The organism is Candidatus Vicinibacter affinis, assembly GCA_016714365.1.
GTDB classification, from domain to species: Bacteria; Bacteroidota; Bacteroidia; order Chitinophagales; family Saprospiraceae; genus Vicinibacter; species Vicinibacter affinis.
Window position 1 is genome coordinate 290,748 of the sequence record JADJNH010000006.1, and the last position, 22,827, is coordinate 313,574.

19 protein-coding genes are annotated in these 22,827 nt (G+C 39.4%); 5 read left to right on the top strand and 14 right to left on the bottom strand.

All coding sequences use genetic code 11. The annotated features are described in order from the left end of the window. Positions 1-118 precede the first annotated feature (118 nt). Positions 119-3,502, top strand: coding sequence for a transcription-repair coupling factor (gene mfd, locus IPJ53_14360; GenBank protein MBK7800281.1), 3,384 nt, complete (start codon positions 119-121; stop codon positions 3,500-3,502). Between the two features lie 94 nt (positions 3,503-3,596). Beyond that, positions 3,597-4,208 (top strand): NifU family protein, encoded by a 612-nt coding sequence (locus IPJ53_14365; protein MBK7800282.1) that lies wholly within the window; start codon positions 3,597-3,599, stop codon positions 4,206-4,208. 55 nt (positions 4,209-4,263) lie between these two features. On the opposite strand, the gene IPJ53_14370 is transcribed toward IPJ53_14365, so the two are convergent. The 3 genes from IPJ53_14370 to IPJ53_14380 form a co-directional block, all read right to left on the bottom strand. Continuing rightward, a complete protein-coding gene (locus IPJ53_14370; GenBank protein MBK7800283.1) occupies positions 4,264-5,316 on the bottom strand; it encodes a 2-oxoacid:ferredoxin oxidoreductase subunit beta in 1,053 nt (350 codons plus the stop codon). A gap of 177 nt (positions 5,317-5,493) precedes the next feature. Next, positions 5,494-7,296 carry a 2-oxoacid:acceptor oxidoreductase subunit alpha gene (locus tag IPJ53_14375; protein MBK7800284.1) on the bottom strand — a complete coding sequence of 601 codons (1,803 nt, stop codon included), beginning with the start codon at positions 7,294-7,296 and terminating at the stop codon, positions 5,494-5,496. Beyond that, complete coding sequence (locus IPJ53_14380) at positions 7,296-9,065, bottom strand: FAD-dependent oxidoreductase (protein ID MBK7800285.1); 1,770 nt, start codon at positions 9,063-9,065, stop codon at positions 7,296-7,298. The genes IPJ53_14375 and IPJ53_14380 overlap by 1 nt, the downstream gene beginning before the upstream one ends. Positions 9,066-9,356: 291 nt before the next feature. On the opposite strand from IPJ53_14380, the gene IPJ53_14385 reads away from it, so the two are divergent. Together IPJ53_14385 and IPJ53_14390 are read left to right on the top strand one after the other, a co-directional pair. After that, entirely contained in the window at positions 9,357-9,923 is a 567-nt protein-coding gene (locus IPJ53_14385; protein MBK7800286.1) for a Crp/Fnr family transcriptional regulator, read from the top strand. 58 nt (positions 9,924-9,981) lie between these two features. Further along, positions 9,982-10,845: an alpha/beta fold hydrolase gene (locus IPJ53_14390; GenBank protein MBK7800287.1), complete on the top strand. Its 864-nt coding sequence runs from the start codon at positions 9,982-9,984 to the stop codon at positions 10,843-10,845. A 116-nt stretch (positions 10,846-10,961) separates the two neighbouring features. Here the strand turns inward: IPJ53_14390 and IPJ53_14395 are convergent, their stop codons facing one another. The 3 genes from IPJ53_14395 to recG form a co-directional block, all read right to left on the bottom strand. Continuing rightward, positions 10,962-11,912, bottom strand: a complete 951-nt coding sequence (locus IPJ53_14395) for a D-2-hydroxyacid dehydrogenase (GenBank protein MBK7800288.1) — start codon at positions 11,910-11,912, stop codon at positions 10,962-10,964. A 65-nt stretch (positions 11,913-11,977) separates the two neighbouring features. Beyond that, a complete protein-coding gene (locus tag IPJ53_14400; GenBank protein ID MBK7800289.1) occupies positions 11,978-12,448 on the bottom strand; it encodes an ankyrin repeat domain-containing protein in 471 nt (156 codons plus the stop codon). A gap of 238 nt (positions 12,449-12,686) precedes the next feature. Further along, positions 12,687-14,798, bottom strand: a complete 2,112-nt coding sequence (gene recG / locus IPJ53_14405) for an ATP-dependent DNA helicase RecG (GenBank protein ID MBK7800290.1) — start codon at positions 14,796-14,798, stop codon at positions 12,687-12,689. Positions 14,799-14,927: 129 nt separating this feature from the next. Between recG and rbfA the strand changes: the two genes are divergently transcribed. Next, positions 14,928-15,296 carry a 30S ribosome-binding factor RbfA gene (rbfA, locus tag IPJ53_14410; GenBank protein MBK7800291.1) on the top strand — a complete coding sequence of 123 codons (369 nt, stop codon included), beginning with the start codon at positions 14,928-14,930 and terminating at the stop codon, positions 15,294-15,296. 300 nt (positions 15,297-15,596) lie between these two features. On the opposite strand, the gene IPJ53_14415 is transcribed toward rbfA, so the two are convergent. The 8 genes from IPJ53_14415 to IPJ53_14450 form a co-directional block, all read right to left on the bottom strand. Next, positions 15,597-16,163: an IS110 family transposase gene (locus IPJ53_14415; protein ID MBK7800292.1), complete on the bottom strand. Its 567-nt coding sequence runs from the start codon at positions 16,161-16,163 to the stop codon at positions 15,597-15,599. Further along, on the bottom strand, positions 16,147-16,482 hold the full coding sequence (locus IPJ53_14420) for a hypothetical protein (protein ID MBK7800293.1): 336 nt from the start codon (positions 16,480-16,482) through the stop codon (positions 16,147-16,149). The genes IPJ53_14415 and IPJ53_14420 overlap by 17 nt, the downstream gene beginning before the upstream one ends. Positions 16,483-16,487: 5 nt before the next feature. After that, positions 16,488-16,916: a transposase gene (locus IPJ53_14425; protein MBK7800294.1), complete on the bottom strand. Its 429-nt coding sequence runs from the start codon at positions 16,914-16,916 to the stop codon at positions 16,488-16,490. A 773-nt stretch (positions 16,917-17,689) separates the two neighbouring features. Next, the gene (locus IPJ53_14430; GenBank protein ID MBK7800295.1) at positions 17,690-19,234 is read right to left on the bottom strand and encodes a hypothetical protein; all 1,545 of its coding nucleotides are present in this window, start codon (positions 19,232-19,234) and stop codon (positions 17,690-17,692) included. Then, positions 19,224-19,778 (bottom strand): RNA polymerase sigma factor, encoded by a 555-nt coding sequence (locus IPJ53_14435; GenBank protein ID MBK7800296.1) that lies wholly within the window; start codon positions 19,776-19,778, stop codon positions 19,224-19,226. Before IPJ53_14435 ends, IPJ53_14430 begins: the two co-directional genes overlap by 11 nt. A gap of 594 nt (positions 19,779-20,372) precedes the next feature. Further along, complete coding sequence (locus IPJ53_14440) at positions 20,373-20,855, bottom strand: IS110 family transposase (protein MBK7800297.1); 483 nt, start codon at positions 20,853-20,855, stop codon at positions 20,373-20,375. A 123-nt stretch (positions 20,856-20,978) separates the two neighbouring features. Then, on the bottom strand, positions 20,979-21,665 hold the full coding sequence (locus IPJ53_14445) for an IS110 family transposase (protein ID MBK7800298.1): 687 nt from the start codon (positions 21,663-21,665) through the stop codon (positions 20,979-20,981). A 643-nt stretch (positions 21,666-22,308) separates the two neighbouring features. Then, positions 22,309-22,791, bottom strand: coding sequence for an IS110 family transposase (locus tag IPJ53_14450; GenBank protein ID MBK7800299.1), 483 nt, complete (start codon positions 22,789-22,791; stop codon positions 22,309-22,311). Positions 22,792-22,827: the final 36 nt, after the last annotated feature.

The window sequence follows — 22,827 nt, forward strand, 5'->3', positions numbered from 1 at the left end:
TTTTATTTACTCGCTCCTTAAATTTAAAGACACACATTTTCTTTTTTCAGGATTAGTTTCCTGAATTTTTATCATCCATTGCAATTGGTTGATCCAATGTCTTGCAGACTGATTAACTTTGCGACCTGTGGCAGAAAATACATCTTTGGAATCCCTCTTCCTGAATGATCCCACTGCTCAAAAGCTTTATAAGCATATTAAAGAAGAGGGACGTAAAAAATTTTGGATTCAGGGCCTTTCAGGTTCAAGGGACAGCTTTTTGCTTTTTTCAAGCCTACGACAGTTTAAATGCACTCATTTAGTCATTGCCAATGACAAAGAAGAAGCTGCCTATCTTCAGAATGACCTTGAACAATTTTGCAAGGAAAAAGAGCTTAGCTTCTTTCCGGATTCATTTAAAAGACCTGTGAGCTTTGAAGATCTGGATCCCTTTCAGGTTCAGCAAAGAATTGAGGCAGTTGCAAAAATTAAACCTGACCACGCACACCTAATCATCAGTTATCCTGAGGCCTTGTTTGAAAAAATATTAGCCCCCGCTCGTTTTGAATCTTCCAGAGTAGATTTTATTCAGGGTGAACTTTTGGATGTTGATGAGGTCATAGATAAGTTAGTAAAGTACGGATTTGTGCGGGCAGATTTTGTTTTTGAACCCGGCCAGTTTTCGATTCGAGGAGGCATAATTGATATCTTTTCGTATGCCAGTGATCATCCTTACCGCATAGAACTCAACGACATAGAGATCGAAAGCATTCGAAGTTTTGATACCCAGACGCAGATGTCCATCCAAAAACTTGGTCGCTTCAGCATCATTCCAAATCTCAATACTGAATTTGAAAATGCGGAGAAGAAAAGTTTGCTGGAAATTCTCCCGGAGTCTTCCATTATTTGGATCAAAGATGAGCAGGCACTGATTGACAAACTCCAAACTTGTTTTGAATCAGCTGAAAAATTTGGAGAAAAAATGATTCACTACGAAGAAGAAAGAACGGTCAATATGATCAGAGATCGTGCTTTTGTTTTTCCGGGTGAAATTGCCAGAGAATTGACCAACTTCCCTTTGGTTTATTTCGATACCAAACCTTCAGAGGTCAGGGATTTGGTGGAGATGCGGTTAAACACAAAACCCCAACCGAGCATCAATAAAAATTTTAACATTCTCATCGAGATCATAAAAGATTTTAATGATCAAAATATCATTCCTTATATCTGCACTTCCAATGTCCAGCAGATCGAAAGATTTTACCGCATTTTTGAAGACCTGAAAGCAGAAATACAGTTTCAGCCGGCACTCATTTCCATTCGGGAAGGTTTTATTGATGAAGACTTGAAGCTGGCATGTTTTACAGATCATCAGATTTTTTCGAGGTTCCATGGATTCAAATTAAAACAAGGATTTTCTGCAGAACAGGCGGTGTCCCTGAAAGTATTGCGTGAATTACAACCGGGTGATTATGTTTCCCATTTAGACCATGGAATAGGAAGATTTGCCGGACTGGAAAAAATCAATGTGAATGGTCAAATGCAAGAGGCTGTAAGATTGATCTATCGCAATCATGACATCCTCTACGTCAGCATACATTCCCTTCATAAGATCAGTAAATACGTTGGCCAGGAAGGCACTGAACCCATGTTGCACAAATTGGGTTCTGATCAATGGAAAATCCTCAAACAAAAGACCAAGGCGAAGGTCAAAGAAATTGCCAAAGAACTTATCAAGTTATATGCCGCACGAAAGGCATCCAAGGGATTTGCATTTTCGCCGGATAATTATTTGCAAACAGAGTTAGAGGCTTCATTTATTTATGAAGACACCCCTGACCAAAGCAAAGCAACTCAGGATGTCAAAAATGACATGGAAAAGGCCTACCCTATGGATAGGTTAATCTGTGGTGACGTAGGATTTGGAAAAACGGAAGTAGCCATACGGGCAGCATTTAAGTGCATCCAGGATGGGAAACAAGTTGCCATTTTAGTTCCCACGACCATACTTGCTTTACAGCATTACCGAACGATCAGTGAACGATTAAAAGAATTCCCGGTAGACGTTGATTACGTTTCTCGTTTTCGCAGTGCTAAAGAAAAAACTGCCATTCTAAAAAAATTAAAAGAAGGAAGTCTCGATTTAATCATTGGCACTCATAGTTTGTTGAATAAAAAAACTGAGTTTAGAGATTTGGGATTGCTCATCATTGATGAGGAGCAAAAATTTGGTGTTGCCTCCAAAGAAAAACTGCGACAATTTAAAGTCAATGTAGACACGCTTACCCTAACCGCTACGCCCATTCCAAGGACCTTACAGTTCTCTCTCATGGCCGCCCGGGATCTAAGTGTCATCAATACACCACCTCCCAACAGACAGCCTATCCACACTGAACGCAGGGTTTTCAATGACGAATTGATTGAGGATGCAATACTGAATGAAATCTATCGGGGCGGACAGGTTTTCTTTGTACACAACAGGGTTAAGAATCTTGCGGAAGTAGGAGACCTAATCAGAAAATTGTGTCCGGATGTAGAAGTAGCCATTGCACATGGACAAATGGAAGCAGAAAAATTAGAAAAAGTGCTGGTAGATTTTATTGAACATAAATTTGATGTGTTGGTCTGTACCAACATTATAGAAACCGGTCTGGACATTCCAAATGCCAACACCATTATCATCAACAATGCTCAAAATTTTGGACTCAGTGATTTGCATCAATTGCGTGGACGAGTCGGCAGATCGAATAGAAAAGCTTACTGCTATTTGTTTGCTCCACCTTCCTCTGCACTCACTACGGAGGCAAAAAAAAGATTAAAAACACTGGAGGAATTTTCAGATCTCGGAAGTGGATTCAACATCTCAATGAGGGATCTCGATATCCGTGGCGCCGGGAACCTTTTGGGTGGCGAACAAAGTGGATTCATCAGTGACATAGGATATGAAACCTATCAACGAATTCTTGAAGAAGCAATTTTTGAATTAAAAGAAGGAGAGTACAAATCTTTGTTTGAAGAAGAAGGCAAACCAAAGAAAACATATGTCAGAGATACCAGTATAGATTCCGATATTGAGATGTTTATTCCAGATTCTTATGTGACCAATGTCCAGGAAAGACTTAATCTATACCAGCAACTTGACAAACTTGAAAAAGAAGAGGATATAGAAAAATTTTCAGTTGCTTTAAAAGATCGTTTTGGGCCTATTCCTTCGTTTGTGGAGGAACTTTTTGAAGGCTTGCGTACCCGCTGGATTGCCAAAGAAATGGGATTTGAAAGGGTTATTCTAAAGAAGAAAAAACTACAGGCTTATTTTATATCCAACCCACAATCAAGTTATTTTGAATCTCCTTATTTCAAAAGTTTACTGAAGATCATCAGCACCGATCATTCTTCAGACCCTTTCACTTTAAAACAATCCAATCAATTGCTGATCCTGATAAAGGAAAACGTAAAATCTCTACGACAAGCAAAGACGCTTTTGGTCAAATTGCATGACCAGATCAAGCAATATGAAGAGTAAAGTATATGGTGAGTGCTTGCATCAATCAAGGCAGATTTAGATCATTTATTGAACAAAATGTCTTGAAATTTGTCTTTAGCTCTAAAGGCTAATTATGGAAAATACCACCGCAAAACCGGCGATCATGCTCTATACTGAGCAGACTCCCAATCCTGAATCATTAAAATTTGTAAGCAACCGTATACTTTATAAGGGAATTGCCGAATTCAAGGACAGAGAAGTAGCCAAAGAATGGTCTCCCATGGCGGATGCCTTGTACACATTAGAATATGTGAAGGCGGTATACATTTCCAATAATTTTGTAACCATTACCAAGAACCCTGATTTCGATTGGCATGAGATCATGGTCTCCACCAAGGAGTTTATAAAGAAAATCATCGAATCAGAAACAGAACTTGTTAAGGCCGGATTTGCAGAATTTCAGCAGGCGGCACACGATGCAGGCGACACGCAAGATTACAGTGCAGAAGATCAGGACATCGTTAAAAAAATTAAAGAGATTATTGAACATTATGTAAAGCCTGCAGTGGAAATGGACGGTGGAAATATTGAGTTCAAATCCTACAACGCCGGAGTGGTAACGGTGATGATGCAGGGGTCTTGCAGTGGATGTCCTTCTTCAACAGTCACCTTAAAATCAGGAATCGAAGGTCTGATGAAGCGCATGCTTCCGATGGTAAAGGAAGTAGTGGCAGAAGCTCATTAAGCCTTTTGAGACGCTCAGTTTTTTATTCTTAATTATTACATTCTGTAACCGAAATTTATCGGTACATAGAATTTACTTTAGCCAGAACACCGTTTCCCGGACACAAGTCTTCTTTAGTCAACTGATTTAAAGGTCGGTCGGAAGTATTCAATAAGGTATGAAGATCTTTACTGGTCTGATCAATAAAAATCAAGCCGGTCAATATTTCATGATTCAGTTTGGCCTCGTAAATCTTTTTATAGGCGGATAATTTATCAGTTGGATCCCAACTTTTGTCCAGTTTGTTTAATCCTATAAAACTTTCATCATGCAGCTGGATATATTGTACACTTCCGTCTGGCTGGGCATGCGTAATTTCACTTCGCTCCGGAACTAAATCGATGGAAGCAGTGGCTTCCATATGTTCACGGGTATAATCATAAGATTTAGTACTTCCGGCATTGTTGTTAAAAGTAACGCATGGTGAGATCACATCAATCAAAGCAAATCCCGGATGTTTCAGTCCGGCTTTTATCAAAGGAACCAACTGACTTTTGTCCCCGGAAAAACTGCGTGCCACAAAAGTAGCGCCTAATTCCAGCCCGAGTCCAACAAGGTCAATGGATTGAAATTGATTTTCAGCACCGGATTTATTCACTGACCCTGCATCTGCGGTAGCTGAATCCTGACCTTTGGTTAATCCGTAGCAGCCATTGTTCATGACAATGTAAAGGATATTTAAATTTCTTCTTATCGCGTGTACAAATTGACCCATTCCGATGGATGCTGAATCCCCATCGCCCGACACTCCGAGATAAATGAGATCTTTATTAGCCATGACAGCTCCAGTGGCAACAGAAGGCATTCTGCCATGTACTGAATTGAAACCGTGAGAATTGCCTAAAAAGTAGGTGGGTGTTTTTGATGAACATCCTATCCCGGATAATTTTGCCAATCTATGAGGTTCTATTGCAGACTCATAACAAGCCTGAATAATTGCACCGGAAATAGAATCATGGCCACAACCTGCACAAAGTGTTGATATTGCACCTTCATACTCTTTTCTAGCATATCCGATCTCATTTAAAGGAAGATCCGGATGTCTGAAATTTGGTTTTGCGTATGTCATTTTATAATTTAATATCTACAATTATTAAGAAGTTCTTTATTGAGGTTTTTTCGAGTTGAAGTCATACCTCCTCCGTAAAACCTCACCACTTCATTTCCACATTAACTAATTAGCTCATTAACCCATTATCACATTAGCTCATTAACTAATTAACTCATTAACTAATTAGCTCATTAACTAATTAACCATTTGTTCTTTTATTTTTCCATAAATAAACTTGGCAGTAATCGGCATTCCGTTAAACTGAAGTACTTTTTTTAATTTCTTTGGATGGATATCGCCTTCCATGATGAGCATGGAGCGCATTTGTGCATCCCGGTTTTGTTCAATCACGAAAACGTTCTCATGTTTTTCTATAAAATCTATTAAATCCTGATGGAAAGGAAATGACTTGACACGTACGGCGTTCATGTTAATCCCATCACTCTGTAATAGATCCAATGTTTCGATGGCTGAATAAGAAGAAGTTCCAAAAAACAAAATGGCTGATTTATTGGCAGGATCATTTCTTACAATCTCCGGAGCAGGAACTTCTTGCTTGATGGTCTCCCATTTTTTAAGGAGTCGGGTCATATTTCTTGCATAGACGTCTCCATCTTCGGTGTATCGTGCATACTCATCCCTAGAGGAACCTCTTGTAAAGAATGAACCTTTGGTAGGATGTGTGCCGGGAATGGTTCTATACGGAATTCCATCGTTGTCTACATCCAGGTATCGGCCGAATGTTTTGATTTGTTCCAGTTCATCTGCATTTAATACTTTGCCCCGATCATAAGCTTTATGGTCGTCCCAATGGAAAGGATCACATAGATGGTCGTTCATTCCAAGATCAAGGTCTGTCATGAGGATGACCGTTGTCTGGAAGCGCTCTGCCATGTCAAAACTCATTACGGTCATGTCAAAGCATTCTGTAGGAGTAGAAGGAAATAAAAGAATGTGCTTTGTATCACCATGAGATGCATAGGCTGAAGAAAGCAAATCCGATTGTTGGGTTCGGGTAGGCATACCGGTGGAAGGTCCTGAACGTTGTACATCGACCAGCACCGCAGGAATTTCGGCGAAGTAGGACAATCCAAGAAATTCAGACATTAATGAAACGCCCGGACCACTGGTTGCTGTGAAAGCTCTTGAACCATTCCAGTTGGCACCAAGGACCATGCCTATTGCAGCTAGTTCATCTTCAGCCTGAATGATGGCAAATTTTTTCTTGCCTGTACCTTCTTCAATCCGATATTTATTGCACCATTTCTCAAATGCATTCATTACACTGGTAGAGGGTGTAATGGGATACCAGGAACCTACTGTCGCACCTGCATACATTGCAGCAAGTCCACAAGCATTATTTCCGTCAACAAGGATTTTATCTTTATTCAGATCTCTGGATTCCAATCGAAGGGGAAGTGGACAATTAAAATGTTCCCGTGCATAATCTACTCCAAGATGAAGAGCTTGTAGATTTCCGGGAATCAGTTTTTCTTTTTTAGCAAATTGATCTCTGATCAGGTTTTCAATCACGGCTAGGTCCATGTCCAACAGAGCAGCCAGTGCACCCACATAGACCACATTTTTCATCAGTAGATGTTGCCTGGGGTCATTAAAGTGTTCAACACACAATTTCATCATCGGGATCCCGATGTAATGGATGTCCTCACGTATAAACTGTTCCCTGAGCGCCTTGGTAGAATCATAAATCAGGTAACCTCCTTCCCTAACATTGGCAACATCCTGTTCCATGCTTTGAGCATTCACGGCAACCATGATGTCGATACCTTCTCTTCGACCCAGGTATCCATGTTCGCTCACCCTCACTTCATACCAGGTCGGTAATCCCTGAATGTTGGATGGGAATATATTTTTTGGTGTCACCGGTATGCCCATCCTGAAGATGGCTTTGGCAAACATATTATTTGAGCTGGCCGAACCAGTTCCATTTACATTGGCAAAACGGACCACCAGATCATTCACTTTTGGTGCGTTCATCATAGTTGACAAGCTTTAGGCGCGTGATATAAATATTTCTGCATATCCCATGCGGAAGTAGGACAACGCTCTGCGCACAGTCCACAGTGTAAGCAAACATCTTCATCTTTAACCATGACCCTCATAGTAGGCAGAACATTGGACACATATAGATCCTGGCTGGTATCCAATGACGGAGCGCTCAGTCTTGTCCTGAGATCTGATTCTTCACCATTTTCGACGAAACTGATGCAAGCAGTTGGGCATATATCTACACATGCATCACACTCGATGCATTTACTTTCGGTAAAAATGGTCTGAACATCGCAATTAAGGCATCTCTGTGCTTCCTTGAAGGCCAATTGCACATCAAATCCCAATTCGACTTCCATCAATCGATCCTTCAGTGCTTTCGTTTTATCGGCATGCGGAACTTTGAATCTCAAATCGTCAGCCGTCTGATTGTCATAGGACCATTCATGAATACCCATCTTTTGTCTGATGAGATTGGTCATGGGAGAGGGTCTTTCTGTAAGCGATTTTTGTTCGCAATACAAGTCAATAGAGATGGCTGCCTGATGTCCATGCGCCACTGCGGTAATTACATTCTTTGGTCCGAAAGCTGCATCCCCTCCAAAGAAGACTTTTGTCAGGGTTGATTGAAAAGTAAGGGTATCAACAACGGGAAGACCCCATTTATCAAAGGCTATTCCCAAATCTCTTTCGATCCATGGAAAACTATTTTCCTGTCCGATGGCTAAAAGCACATCGTCTGCCTCCATAAACACTATTTCTCCGGTATTGACCAATTGTCTTTTTCCGTTTTCGTATTTAGCTTCCACCACTTCAAACTCCATCCCTTTTAATTTTCCATTCTCCACTACAAAAGCTTTAGGGGAATGTAAATTGTAAAATGGAATGTCTTCATGCTGTGCATCCTCTATCTCCCAGGGGGAAGCTTTCATTTCACCAAATGGGCTTCGGACTACTACACGAACATCGTCTCCGCCCAGTCTTCTGGATGTTCTGCAACAATCCATGGCGGTATTGCCTCCTCCTATAACGAGCACTTTTTTCCCGATCTTTTTGGTGTGCTCAAAAGCTACGCTGGCGAGCCAATCAATGCCTATGTGAATATTTTCGGCTGCCTCCTGACGCCCCGGCAAATCCGGTAAATCTTTTCCACGCGGTGCTCCGGTCCCTACAAAAACTGCATCATAATCATCCCTCAGCACTTCCTTCAAACTGGAAACGTAGGTATTAAACTGGGTGTGAATGCCCATGTTGAGAATGTAATTCACTTCTTCGTTGAGGACCTCCTCAGGAAGTCTGAAAGACGGAATTTGGCTTCTCATAAATCCACCACCTGCCGGTTGTTCATCGTACAGATGAATCTCATAACCAAGAGGTGCAAGATCTCTGGCTACGGTCAAAGATGCCGGACCACCTCCGATCAGAGCTATTTTTTTACCATTGGGAGCCGTTGGTCCGGGAATCAGGCTGGTTACGTCATCCTTGAAGTCAGCCGCAACTCTTTTAAGCCTGCAGATGGCTACCGGCTCTTCTTCGATTCGTCCCCGACGGCAGGCAGGCTCACATGGGCGGTCGCATGTTCTACCCAAGACACCGGGAAAAACATTGGACACCCAATTGATCATATAAGCATCGGTATATCGGCCTGCGGCGATGAGTCGGATGTATTCGGGTACCGGCGTATGAGCAGGACAGGCATATTGGCAATCCACTACTTTGTGGAAATACTCCGGATCATGAATATTGGTAGGATTCAAATTACATATTTTACCCCGCAAAAATATATGTTTTATCCTTACTGACCTAAGAATAGAAGACCAATATGTACATTTGATTGAGTTGGTTTGGCGTTAAGCTGATTTTAATCAATTTTTGGGTTTGAAATAAAATGTGGATTCCCATTCGGGGCTAAAAAGAAAGCTTCGGAAATAAGCCTTGTTTTGTTCTCATTTAATTGAAAATACAGAGGAAAAAGAAAGTTCGGTATTGTTGATGCAGCAACCTTCCTAGTCAATCGTGTATTTGAAATTATTCAATACTTTTGAACCATGAATCTCTATGAATTTTTTTGTCTTTTTCATCCAATAACTCCGGATGAATTCCAAATCATGGAAGACCAATTTGTTCACATTCATTCCAAAAAAGGAACTTTTCTCACACGGAGTGGAGAAATTCAAAAGAATCTCTATTTCGTGCAATCCGGATATCAGATGTCTTATTTTGAGACTGAAGAAAAATCTACCGTCATGGCTTTTACCTATTCTCCCGGGCTTTGTGCCATACCGGATTCATTTTTCAATCAGACCCCTGCGCGCTATGACTTATGTTGTCTGACGGACAGTGAGTTTAGTGTGATCAGTCGAGATAAACTTGAAAAAATTTTTGATCGTTCGCAAAACATTGAGCGATTGTTCAGAAAAATGACTGAACAAATACTTTGCGGATTAATTGAGCGTCACCTGGAGCGCAATACTTTAAATATGGAGGAACGATTTCTGAAATTTTGTAAGAGAAGTCCTCACTTGCTGAATGTCATCCCGCATAAATATTTAGCATCCTATTTAGGTATTGACCCCACCAACTTCAGCAAATTATTCAACAGTGTCAAGATCTAAACTTGGTATAAACCAAGATGCATTCCATTTCTTATGCAGAATTTTGCAAAAAAAAAAGATGCAGCCCAATTGGTTAAATAAGAATGAATACCCATTTGCCGAAAAATATTTCAGTTTAAATGGTCAACAAATGCATTATGTAGATGAAGGAGTCGGAGTCCCCATCCTATTTGTTCATGGCACTCCATCCTGGAGTTTTGATTTTCGAAATCAAATCAAGTTTCTCTCCAAAAATTATCGTTGCATTGCTCCGGACCACATTGGATTTGGACTTTCAACCAAACCAGCAAACTACCCTTATGAAACAATCCATCATGCAGGCACGCTTGATGCATTTATACAACATCTAAATCCAGGACCATTTCATTTGGTGGTGCATGATTTTGGAGGACCTATTGGATTGAACTTCGCAATCAACCATCCTGAATTGATTAAATCAGTAACAGTTTTGAACTCCTGGTTGTGGAACAGTGAAAGTGATCCTGACTTCCAACGTTTTTCCAAAATATTAAAAAGTCCATTGCTCCCCTTTTTATACAAATACCTAAATTTTTCACCTTACTATTTACTGCCAAATTCTTTTGGGGATAAAAAGTTATCCCGTTCATTGCATGGGCAATATACCGGTCCATTTAAAAAATGGAGTGAACGCAAAGGCCCGTTGGCTTTTGCACATTCTTTGTTGAATGACCAAAAATGGTTTGATGAATTATGGGCTCGTGTAGGCCAAATTTCCGGATTACCATCATTGTTTATCTGGGGGATGAAGGATTCATTTATAAAACCAAGTTATCTTGAAAAATTTCTAAAAGAATTTAAGCATGCAGAAGTTGTAAGGTTCCCAAGTTGCGGTCACTTTCCGCAAGAGGAAGAGGCAGAAAAAGTTAGTCAAACCATGCTTGACTTTTATTCCAAATTATAAGATACCCATCAGTTGATTTCAAAAATAAATCGCAGCAAACACTTTATGAATATACAATTAGAATTCAAATTTTATCTGTAGAATTCTAAGCTAAAAAAGTGGCTGGAGAAATAATCCTAATTATTCGAGTGGAACAATGCATTTATTTTGTCCACCAATTCGCCGGCAATTCTCTCTTGTGCCTCCAGAGTTGAGGCGCCAATATGAGCGCTGGTGCAAATTTTCGGATGATGGATCAAGGCTTCTTTAATGTGAGGTTCATTTTGAAACACATCCAGGCCCGCAGCAGAAACTTTTCCTGAATCCAATGCATTGAGCAAGGCGTCTTCGTCGATATTTTCACCTCTGGAAGTGTTGACTACGAAACATCCTTTCTTCATGATTGCAAATTCATCCTTTCCAAGCAGTGCCGATCCGGTATATGGCGTATGTAAACTTACGTAATCAGCCAGAGGCAAACCCTCTTCGCGGGAGACCATCTGAAGTTGGATTTCAACTTCCTGAGTTCCCAATTTAATTTTTAAAATTGCCTTTTCGACATATGGATCATTTACGATTACGGTCATTCCCATTGCAGTGGCCATCTTAGCCAACTCAGATCCAATTCTTCCGAAACCCAAGAGCAACAATGTTTTTCCCTGTAGTTCAGAGCAAGTGGACCATTTCTTTTTCAATGCAGAAAATTGATCTCCTCCTGAAAATTGTCTGTTGGCGTCCTGCAAGCCGCGTGTAATGGAAAGCAAGTGGGCCATGGCCAGTTCGGCGACAGAGCGCGAAGAAGCAGCCGGTGTATTTATTACCGCAATTCCTTTTTCTTTTGCATAACTCACGTCAATGTTATCCATGCCCACTCCACCGCGCGCAATAAATTTCAATCCGGGACAAACATCCATAAGTTCCTGACGCACTTTTGTCGCTGAGCGGACGATGATGCCCTGGTAATCCTGTAATTTTTGAGATAATTCCTCCTGTGGGATTTTTTGCGTATCCACCTCGAAGCCAAGAGATTTCAAGGCGTTGACCCCACTCTCTTCCATTCCATCATTGATCAATATTTTCCAGCTCATGGTGTAAAATTAAAAAAGGAACCCAAAATTTGGATTCCTTTTCGTTTGCGTTTATATTTTTTAAACTATTTCTTGTTTCTTTTGGCTTTAGCCTGGTTAACCACTTTTTGCATTTCCTGTTCTAAGGTAATGGCAATATCTGAGTGACCAGCCTGTACTGCAAAATCTCTGGCTGTCCTGCCTTCTTTACTTTCATTCATGACGTTGGCTCCTGCAGCAAGAATTAAATCAACACATTCCCTGTTGCCACCTTTTGCAGCAAACATCAATGCGTCCTGTCCATCCACAAGCGTTTTTGCGGAAGCACCTTTTTTAAGCAATACGCTAACCATTTCAGCATCCGCTCTTACAGCAGCGTAGGATAAAGGAGTCAGCCTCTGCCCTTCACTGGTAAATGGAGCATTGACGTCTACATCCGATTTTTGCACAGATCGAATGTCTTTCTTTTCTATGGCAGTCTGATAATTATTCTGACCAATAAGAAATGAAACGGAAACAAACATGGCTAACAAGGAAAAAAGCAATTTTGACAACATGATTTTTATTTTTTTTGATATTAAGTCTGACCTACTCGGATAAGACCCCACAATATTAAGAAATGCTGCTTATTGTATCTACTCTTTGGACTTTTTTCTTTTTTGAAAGTTGTGTCGCACCCATCGAGGTTGATAAAATTTCACCAAATTATATTTTGTAAATTGAAAATAAATAATTTAATTTAAAAATATGAGCTTTATAATATAATAGTTTTCAAAATAAGATATTGAAAATTATTTAACTGATCTTGTTCCAACTCAAACCATCTTCTTCGGTGCTCAACAGTTTTCTCAACAATTGATTGGCCGGGTGAGATAACAATGGGTCTCTTTCCAGAACAGCTTCGGCCAGTTTTCGGGCTGCAATGAGAATATGGTTGTCCCTTACCACATCTGACACTTTCAGCTCCACCAGTCCGCTTTGTCTGGTGCCACTCAGGTCTCCGGGGCCTCTCAGACGCAGATCTTCTTCAGCAATTTTGAATCCATCATTGGTTTGACACATAATGTCCATGCGGGCTTTGGATTCTACCCCCAGACGGTCTGCTGTCATCAGAATGCAATAGGATTGTTCCGCTCCACGCCCTACCCTACCTCTCAGCTGGTGCAATTGAGACAATCCAAAACGCTCGGCATTTTCGATGACCATCACGCTGGCATTAGGCACATTTACCCCTACTTCGATCACGGTTGTAGCAACCATGATGTGGGATCTCCCCTCAGAAAATCTCCTCATCTCCATATCCTTGTCTGCGGGCTTAAGTTTGCCATGGACGACACTGATCCGGTATTGAGGCAAAGGGAAGAAAGTCAGGAGTTTTTCATATCCCATCTGAAGATTTTCAAGATCCACCTTTTCAGATTCTTCAATCAGCGGATACACAATGTAAATCTGACGCCCTTTGGCAATTTCTTCCCGCATGAATCTGATCAGCTCACTTCGGTGAATGTCCTTAATCTGCCTGGTATAAATCTCCTTACGGTTTGGTGGCAGTTCGTCTATCACCGAAACTTCCAGGTCCCCGTAAATGGTCATGGCCAAAGTTCGGGGAATGGGAGTCGCGGTCATGACCAGAATATGGGGCGGTAGGTCTTTGGATTTGGCCCATAGTTTGGATCGTTGCGCCACACCAAACCGATGTTGTTCATCGATGACTACCAAACCAAGATTATTGAATTTAACCTTATCTTCAATTAATGCGTGCGTACCGATGGCAAATGCAATTTGACCCGATTCAAGTCCTTCAAGGGCTTCGCGCCTGTCCTTGCCTTTAACTGTTGAAGTCAGCAAACAAATTCTTATAGACAATCCATTCAGCAGGTCTTTGAAAGATTTAAAGTGTTGGTTGGCCAATACTTCAGTGGGCGCCATGATGCAAGCCTGAAATCCATTTCCTGCGGCGATCAGCATGATCATTAATGCAACAATGGTTTTACCGCTTCCTACATCCCCTTGCAGTAAGCGATTCATTTGTTTTCCGGACTTGAGATCGTGGTGGATTTCGCGGATGACACGTTTTTGGGCTTCTGTTAATTGAAAAGGCAATTTCTCCTGATAAAACTGATCAAAAAGTTCACCCAATAGTTGAAATTTGAATCCACCACCCACGAGGTGACGCTGGATTTTGGCCGAGATGATTTTGAGTTGAAAACTGAGGAGCTCTTCAAACCTGAATCGCTCCTGTGCCTTCCTTATTTGGTCCTGATGAGTGGGAAAATGAATCAGTCGAAGACTTTCCTGCCTTCCCAAAAGTTTGAATTTGGTGCGAACGTATTCAGGAAGATTTTCTTCAACGGCCTGAAGGTCAAATGATGCAAAAGCCGACTCTACAATTCTCTTGATGCCCTTACTGTCCAGGCCAGCAGCAGCCAATGCTTCTCCACTGGAATAGACCGGTTCGAACCGAGCTGCATTGGGCTTGATCTGGGTGGGGTCATATTCCTCAAACTCAGGATGAGAAATACTAAAACCATAGGCTGATTTCTGCACTTTGCCATAAATCTGGTAGGTCTTTCCGGCTAAAAAATGGTCCTCCACCCATTTTTGTGACCTAAACCAAACCAATTCAAGAGCTCCGGTAGCATCTTTGACAGCAGCAACCAACGGTTTACCTCTTCCCTGACCACGATCCCCCATGCGTATCGCCTGAACCCTCAATTGGACCCATTGTCCGTCGAATTCAATGTCTTTGATCTGGTGTATCTGAGTTTTATCAATGTATCGAAATGGGAAATAGAATAGCAAGCCTTGTACATCCTGAATGTTTAGCTGTTTGCGCAGGAGTGCACCCCTTTGAGGGCCTACCCCTTTCAGATATTCAATCGCACTGTCGGGTTTAAGAAAACTCATTTTATTTCTGCGTGCAAAATAAGCTTAAGCCTTAGACAAATTACAAATTTCGGGTATGAATTTGATTATTCCCTACCTTTACGCATCCAATAACAATACCCTTTAGAGAAATTCGTTAAATCCGATATCATGGAAACCATAAGACAAAAACAGGTTGCTGAGTTGATTCGAAGGAATTTCAGTATGGTCCTTTCTTCTGAGGGAAAGTACATTTATGAAGACGCTATGGTTACGGTTACCGGTGTTAAGATGAGTCCGGACATGAGCCTTGCCAAAATTTATGTATCCATTTACAATTATGAGAACAAACAGGAGGTGATCCTGATGATGGAAGAGCACTATGCACGTTTAAAACAGGCGATGCATCAAAGGTTGAAGAAACAGCTTCGACTTATGCCTGAGTTTCGTTTTTACCTGGATGAAACGCTGGACGAAGTATATCGTCTGGAGGCACTGTTTAAGAAACTCCATGAAGAAAAGCAATTCGGAGAAGAGTAATTGTTTTACCCATTTATTTTATTCAATAGCATCCATCTTCTGATTCAAGTTAAAGAATCATTTATAAATTATTCATGAATTTTGGTTGGATATTAGATTTCAAAAAATTGAAAGCAAATTTTTTTGAATTAAAATCATGAACGGATAAAAGCCAATGTTGGTTTTTAAAAAACCAAATAACATTTTCTGGGTCAAGTCAAAAATTTGGGGAGAAACCAGTTTTGCGGACCCCGTTTTTCACTAAAGTTGTCCTAAGTTCCATCCTTTTATTCACATTGTTCTTTTTTGTCTCTTAAGTAACTACATTTCAACTATCTGTAAACCAAGGTTTTTAGCTTGTCGTTTTAACTTCTTAATTTGATTTTCTTTAAACCCATCCATATATTTTTCGATTGGTATTGGGTTAAATTTAACCCTTTCTTTTATCATTTTATAAAAAATAGCCGCAATTTTTCTTGCAGTCGCAACAATTGCTTTTGGCGCCCCATTTTTTGCTTTTATACGATTATAAAACATCGCTAACCAATTTTTGCTACGCTGTATGGCAAACGCCGCCATTCTAAATATTTGACCTGCGTGGTTTTTCTTTTTTGGAATCCGACTACTTAATACTTTCCCTCCTGATATTTTATTATTCGGGGCTAAGTTTAACCATGATGTAAAGTGTTTTACCGTTGGCCATTTACTCATATCTAATCCGACTTCGCTTATAATTTCTATAGCATTTGTTTCCGTAATCCCAAAAATTTCTGCTAAATCCGTCCCCGTTAGTTCGTACAACATTTCCTTTCCGTTAAAATTCAAATTATTTTTATTACTCTTTTCTTTTTTTGGGGCTCCACAAATGTATCTACTCGGATTTTTCACGAAGATGCTCTTCTATTTTAGCATCGCATTCCTTTAGCTTAGCATGATAGAATTGATATATTGAATAACTTTGCTCTAGTTCAAAAACGTGTTCTTCTTTCCAAACCCCCGTTAAGGATTTTATAATACCCTCTTTTTTATGAGCTCTAATTCTACTATCGCAACAAGATGCTAATATCTCTGCGTTTCGTTCACCAGCTATGATGGATTTTATGATCTCTTGTCCAGATTTACCTGTAATATCCGCAATAACATGTTGTATTTTAATATTCATTTGTTCTAAAGCTTTATGCATCATGCGAATATGTGTAGCTGACATTTCAATTAAATTTTTCGATGACGCATATATGCTCTTAATTTACGAGTAAACTTATCGGGTTGAAAACTTGCAGATAATAATCCGCAACTGTGTAATTGACGTATCCAATCAGCATCGCTAACATCTGTTTTCTTTCCTCTTACATTTTTTACATGTTTAGCTGTAACTAATACAACATCAAAACCCGCATCTTCTAATACTAAAAATAAACTTACCCAGTAAATACCGGTAGCCTCCATAGCAACTGTATCTACTTTGCATTCTTTTAAAAACACAACTAGGGCGTGTAAGTCTTCAGTAAAGGCGCCAAAGGCTCTTATTGGTTTTTCAGTGGATTCAGGATTAACTGCTACATAATGTTCTTTGCTTGATATATCTATACCTGCCGCGTTAGGATAAATAATCGGAAATGCTTTTGTTTTTTTTTCTTTCATTTTCTTAAAATTTTAAAGTGAATAAAACGAAAGCAGTGTTAAGGTTCTGAGTAATTATCGTATAAGCTCTTAAACGGGGTTTCGCCAAAGGCGAACCACCAAAATGGATTGTCATTCAAAGAACACTACCAAACTTGATAAGGGGCTGCGAGCACCATAACAAAAAACGGTTTTTGTAAACACTGCTTTACATCTCGCAAGTTACTTTAAAGGATTGAGAGCGGAGCCGCTGTTATAAACTTGATACAAAAAAGAACCAAAAAAAATCAAGGCTGTTTTCATTTCTTAACGCTAAAACTGATCTAACCCATATAATGTATTAGAATTTCTATTCCAAGTCAAAGAAATTCAGCTTTCGCTGTTTCGTTAAATACAAGTATTTCCTCATGCCGCTTTCGCGGTTCCTTTCCTTGAAGCACTGTCGTGCTTCATTCCGCTTTGCGGAAATCGGTCAGTCATCCATTAGCTAATTAGCTAATTTTCAAATTCTCTAATTTCCTCGTTAGCCGCTTTCGCGGTTCCTTCACTTGAAGCACTGTCGTGCTTCATTCCGCTTTGCGGAAATCGTTCAGTCATCCAGTTATTAAGTTGCTTAATTTCTTCTTAATCCCTATAAAATTTACCCGACTCCATTTTCTGGCTGCATATAATGAAAGATCCCCAAACAAATGGGGATCACAAACACTACCCTAAATTTAGAAAAATGATTAGTTAGTTCTTCAAACAGGTCTTTGAAAATTGACCTGAACTATTTTTTTTAGTTCAGCCAGGAACTACAAACGTTTAAGTATTCCAAAACTCCACAACAATTGATTGTATTTATCGGCGTTTGGACCGAATCCATTTTGGTTCAGCATTCTTTTAAACTGGACATTCGTAAATACATTCATGTCCGGTCGTAAAACATAAGTTAATCTCGAACCCAAAATTAAATTAGCAAATGAATTGTCACTAAAACTATCGTCCTGGGTGAGTCCATGTATGTAGGATTTGTTATCCAGCAATGATTCTTTCGGAATATTCGAGATGCCCTGGGTCGAATTTTTATCTGCAGTTTCTTTTACAAAATCAAAACGGGTATCCACACAAGCCGTAATGGACATTCCTCCCGAAGAACTCATTTCCCAAGGTCCTGACTTCAACCATTTGAGATGAATGAGTACAGGAAGATCGATGAGTGAATAATTAGCCTGAACAAATCGTTTTTGGAAGTAGCCTGTTACCAGATTGCCATAAATATTTTTGATACCCGGTTTATTGCTTAGAAATGCATAAGTGACTCCTGTTTCCAGCAGCCACCTTTGATGATCGAAAAGGACAGATAATCCTCCGACATAAGCCGAGCCAATCGAATTCCTGGAAGCCAGGTTCAAATGGACATCTTTGGGTGTCGCAATAAAATTTATGCCTCCTCCTGCAAAACCCTGTATCCAATATGCGGTAGTTGCAGATTCAGCCATTTTTTTTATTCCCGGCAAGGCAAAGCTCACAGGTAAATCCATGATTGAAATACCCGATTGATGAGCACTTGCTGACAATGTTTCAAGTTGAATAAGCTCCCTCTTAATAATTTCATCAGACACTTCTGTAGCCGTGGAACCATCAGGAATCATTTCCTTGTGAGGACCAGCTGGCGGAGCTTCTATAACTTTGTCTATAGAAGATTCTGATTGAGAAGATTCTTCAGCGGGGAGGTTGGAAGGAAGGACTTCAGTGGTATTGTCCTCTGATTTATTTTTATCCAGTAAACTGCCTGGAATAATTTCTTTCGTGGCAACAGTCACACTTGCCTTGTGAGCGGAAGATTGTTTTTTGGGTGAGCGAATTTTTGTTGAGGAAGCTTTAGGTGCATTTACAAATTCTGTTTTAGTATTTTTAAGATTGGAATTCTTAATTTCAACAGATTCTTCAGCGGCAGATTTTTCGACAGATGCAATTCCCAAAGTTGATGAAGCCGTTTGACCGGAAGCGATCTTATTTTTTTCTGAACGATAATTGATTACTTCGGGTACCACAATACTGTCCACTGTCCAAATCAACAACAAGATAATGACGGATTCAAGAACGCGTGTCGTAAGAATTTTGCGACGACGCTGGCGAAATATGATTTGTTTTTGATGGTAGGCTTGCCATTCAGCACCCGGAATGTGTGTCTCTGCAGCCTTTAATTTTTCACGTATGGATTGATCAAAATTTTGATTGGCTTTGTCGGCTTCCTGTAACCGCCCTTTCATTGCAGACCAATCAGGTTTTACATCTTTTGGTGTATACTGATTCAAACTTTCTTTGATCCACTGATCAAACTGATTATTTTCCATGGTCCACATTTAAAAGTTCTCTAAGTTTTTGTCGTGCTTTAACCAGGTTTGATCGTGAAGTACTTTCTGTGATTCCAAGAATGTCCGCAATTTCTTTATGTGAATAACCTTCGATGATGTAAAGGTTGAATACTGACCTGTAGGTTAAGGAAAGTTTTTGAACTGCCTTCATCACTTCCTCCAAAGTGAGTGCATCAACAGGACTCGAAGAGCCATGATTGATGTGTTGTGCTTCGTCAAGATCAGTGGTTTGTCTTCTGCTTTTAGACCGGTAATAGTCTATGCTGGTATTGACCACAATACGTCTCATCCAGGCTGTCAGAGAAGTATTGGGAACATAGGAACTTATGTTGGTGAAGATCTTGAAAAAACCATCGTGAAGAATGTCCAGTGCATCTTCCTGATTGGCTGCATACCGCATACAGACTACCAGCAACTGCCTGTAATTGTCTTCATAGATTTTTTGCTGAGCCCACTCTTCCTTTCTGATACAGGCTTGTATCAGTTCGGATTCAGAAGATAATATGCTAAGGCTTAAGTCCATAAAGAATGGCTAAATAATTTAAAGGGATAACGCAGGATGAGGTGATTCGCTGCCTAAGGTAACACAAATTGAGTGTTAAATATTTTGGCTCAAGGTAAAAATTTGGGGAGGAACCGGTTTGGCGGACCCCGTTATTCATTAAAGTTGTCCTAAATTCCAACGTTTTATGATTGTTCTTTTTTGTCTTAATAAACCCATTCTATGCATTAGAATTTCTATTCCAAGTCAAAACACCTTCAAATACAAGCACTTCCTCGATTTTTCTCCTGCACCATAGAATCCACTATGATTTGTCAAAAAATCTTGCGGGAGCACTTGTCTTTTTTGGTCTTTTGCCTTTCATAACGAAACCCTAATGCATAGTATGGGTTAAAAAAAGAACCAAAAAAAATCAAGGCTGTTTTCATTTCTTAACGCTAAAATGAAAAAGGCCGGGATGAATTTCTCTTTCGATATCTATATGATGAGGTATCGAAATCTATTTTGGCTCAAGTCAAAAAATTAGGGAGGGACCGGTTTGACGGACCCCTATATTCACTAAAGTTGTCCTAAATTCCGGTTTATGATCATTGTTCTTTTTTGTCTCTTAAGTAACTACATTTCAACTATCTGTAAACCAAGGTTTTTAGCTTGTCGTTTTAACTTCTTAATTTGATTTTCTTTAAACCCATCCATATATTTTTCGATTGGTATTGGGTTAAATTTAACCCTTTCTTTTACCATTTTATAAAAAATAGCCGCAATTTTTCTTGCAGTCGCAACAATTGCTTTTGGCGCCCCATTTTTTGCTTTTATACGATTATAAAACATCGCTAACCAATTTTTGCTACGCTGTATGGCAAACGCCGCCATTCTAAATATTTGACCTGCGTGGTTTTTCTTTTTTGGAATCCGGCTACTTAATACTTTCCCTCCTGATATTTTATTATTCGGCGCTAAGTTTAACCATGATGTAAAGTGTTTTACCGTTGGCCATTTACTCATATCTAATCCGACTTCGCTTATAATTTCTATAGCATTTGTTTCCGTAATCCCAAAAATTTCTGCTAAATCCGTCCCCGTTAGTTCGTACAACATTTCCTTTCCGTTAAAATTCAAATTATTTTTATTACTCTTTTCTTTTTTTGGGGCTCCACAAATGTATCTACTCCGGATTTTTCACGAAGATGCTCTTCTATTTTAGCATCGCATTCCTTTAGCTTAAAGATGATAGAATTGATATATTGAATAACTTTGCTCTAGTTCAAAAACGTGTTCTTCTTTCCAAACCCCCGTTAAGGATTTTATAATACCCTCTTTTTTATGGGCTCTAATTCTACTATCGCAACAAGATGCTAATATCTCTGCGTTTCGTTCACCAGCTATGATGGATTTTACAATCTCTTGTCCAGATTTACCTGTAATATCCGCAATAACATGTTGTATTTTAATATTCATTTGTTCTAAAGCTTTATGCATCATGCGAATATGTGTAGCTGACATTTCAATTAAATTTTTTCGATGACGCATATATGCTCTTAATTTACGAGTAAACTTATCGGGTTGAAAACTTGCAGATAATAATCCGCAACTGTGTAATTGACGTATCCAATCAGCATCGCTAACATCTGTTTTCTTTCCTCTTACATTTTTTACATGTTTAGCTGTAACTAATACAACATCAAAACCCGCATCTTCTAATACTAAAAATAAACTTACCCAGTAAATACCGGTAGCTTCCATAGCAACTGTATCTACTTTGCATTCTTTTAAAAACACAACTAGGGCGTGTAAGTCTTCAGTAAAGGCGCCAAAGGCTCTTATTGGTTTTTCAGTGGATTCAGGATTAACTGCTACATAATGTTCTTTGCTTGATATATCTATACCTGCCGCGTTAGGATAAATAATCGGAAATGCTTTTGTTTTTTTTCTTTCATTTTCTTAAAATTTTAAAGTGAATAAAACGAAAGCAGTGTTAAGGTTCTGAGTAATTATCGTATAAGCTCTTAAACGGGGTTTCGCCAAAGGCGAACCACCAAAATGGATTGTCATTCAAAGAACACTACCAAACTTGATAAGGGGCTGAGAGCACCATAACAAAAAACGGTTTTTGTAAACACTGCTTTACATCTCGCAAGTTACTTTAAAGGATTGAGAGCGGAGCCGCTGTTATAAACTTGATACAAAAAGAACCAAAAAAAATCAAGGCTGTTTTCATTTCTTAACGCCAAAACTGATTTAAAAAGCTAAACAAAATAAACTCGCCATAAGCAGTCAGAATAGCTCCAGGCCTTACTGTCATACATGTTTTAGATTATGTCCATGCGAGCTCAAACAGTATTTTGTTTTGAACGCTTTTTAAATCAGTTTTAGCTAAAATGAAAAAGGCCGGGATGAATTTCTCTTTCGATATCTATATGATGAGGTATCGAAATCTATTTAGGGTCAAGTCAAAAATTTGGGGAGAAAGCAGTTTTTGCGGCTCCCGTTTTTTACTAAAGTTGTCCTAAATCCGGTCCTATCATTAATGTTCTTTTTGTCTCTTAAGTAACTACATTTCAACTATCTGTAAACCAAGGTTTTTAGCTTGTCGTTTTAACTTCTTAATTTGATTTTCTTTAAACCCATCCATATATTTTTCGATTGGTATTGGGTTAAATTTAACCCTTTCTTTTATCATTTTATAAAAAATAGCCGCAATTTTTCTTGCAGTCGCAACAATTGCTTTTGGCGCCCCATTTTTTGCTTTTATACGATTATAAAACATCGCTAACCAATTTTTGCTACGCTGTATGGCAAACGCCGCCATTCTAAATATTTGACCTGCGTGGTTTTTCTTTTTTGGAATCCGGCTACTTAATACTTTCCCTCCTGATATTTTATTATTCGGGGCTAAGTTTAACCATGATGTAAAGTGTTTTACCGTTGGCCATTTACTCATATCTAATCCGACTTCGCTTATAATTTCTATAGCATTTGTTTCCGTAATCCCAAAAATTTCTGCTAAATCCGTCCCCGTTAGTTCGTACAACATTTCCTTTCCGTTAAAATTCAAATTATTTTTATTACT